A 1,294-nucleotide genomic window follows, 5' to 3' on the forward strand; every position below is an offset into this window, starting at 1 on the left:
CTTCAGCAGGGTCAGCACCAGTTCGGCCGCCAGCCTGCCGCCGCCGAAGGTCGTGGCGATCTTGAGATCGGTGAGCTGCTCGATCCAGTCGCGGGGCGCGGCGATGAAGCCGCAGCGCACCGAGGCCGACAGCGTCTTGGAGACGCTGCCGATCTGGACGACGCGGTTGAGGCCATCGAACGCCGCCAGGCGCGGGGCCGGGCTATGCTCGAAATCGGCGAAGATATCGTCCTCGACGATGGTGAGGTCGGCCTGGTCGGCGAGCTTGAGCAGCCGGTGGGCGGTGACCGGCGACAGGATCGCGCCTGTCGGATTGTGGATGCCGGAATTGGTGATGTAGAGGCGCGGCCGGTGCTCGGCCAGCACCTCGGCGAACAGGTCGATGTCCGGGCCCGACGGTGTGTAGGGAACGCTGACGACCTTGGCGCGATGGGCGCGCAGCAAGGCGTGGAAGTTGAAATAACAGGGGTCGTCGACCAGCACGGTGTCGCCGGGTTCGATCAGAAAGCGGCACAGGAGATCGATGGCCTGGGTGCCCGATTCCGTCAGCATGATCTGTTCGGGCGAGGCTTCGATGCCATGCCCGGCCATGCGCCGCACCAGCAAGTGCCGCAACGGCGCCAGGCCGAGCGGCGTACCGTAATCGGCAAGCGCGACATCGTCGGCGCGAGCCGCCGTGCGCAGCGCCCGCCGCAAGGCGGCCTGCGGCATCCATGCGGCTGGCAGCCAGCCGCAGCCGGGTTTTAGCACCTCGTCGCCGGCTTCCAGCGACTGGCGCGAGACCCAGAGCGGATCGACCTCGCGGTCAAGCCGGGGGCCGATCTCGGCCAGCGACAAGGGCGCCAGCTGGCCGGCGGCGTAGAAGCCCGACCCCGGGCGCGAGCGGATCGTGCCTTCGGCGGCGAGCCTCTCATAGGCCTCGACGACGGTGGATTTCGAAACTCGCATGGATTTGGCGAAGGCGCGGATCGACGGCAGCCGCGCCCCAGGCGTCAGGCTGCGGGCAGCGATCCGCTGACGGATGGTCGCCATGACAGTTTCGACAAGCGTGGTTGCGGCAAAAGTGCGCGCAGCGTCGGGTTCCAGAGCGAGTTCGGTCATCTGTATTGCCCAATCGGCCATTACAGTTTTGCAAAACTGTACCGCATTGTCTCTGGCCGCACCATAGGGCTCTGCCCGATAGAGGGCGAAAGAGATGAGGCCTGCAATGGACAAGACCGCGAGTGGCTGGGTGAACGGATTCATCGGCGTGTTGATTTTCAGTGGCTCGCTGCCGGCGACGCGCGTGGCGGTT

The 1,294-nt window shown here is 66.6% G+C and carries 1 protein-coding gene and 1 pseudogene; one reads left to right on the forward strand and one right to left on the reverse strand.

Features of this window, described 5'->3' with window-relative positions; genetic code table 11:
* On the reverse strand, positions 1-1,101 hold a 1,101-nt coding region (locus EOA33_RS36080), incomplete at its 3' end, for a PLP-dependent aminotransferase family protein (protein WP_145989525.1).
* Positions 1,102-1,207: 106 nt separating this feature from the next.
* Here EOA33_RS36080 and EOA33_RS41185 point away from each other — a divergent pair.
* Positions 1,208-1,294, forward strand: a pseudogene (locus EOA33_RS41185) (EamA/RhaT family transporter); the annotation flags it as partial.

This window comes from Mesorhizobium sp. M4A.F.Ca.ET.050.02.1.1 (assembly GCF_003997725.1).
Taxonomy (GTDB): domain Bacteria; phylum Pseudomonadota; class Alphaproteobacteria; order Rhizobiales; family Rhizobiaceae; genus Mesorhizobium.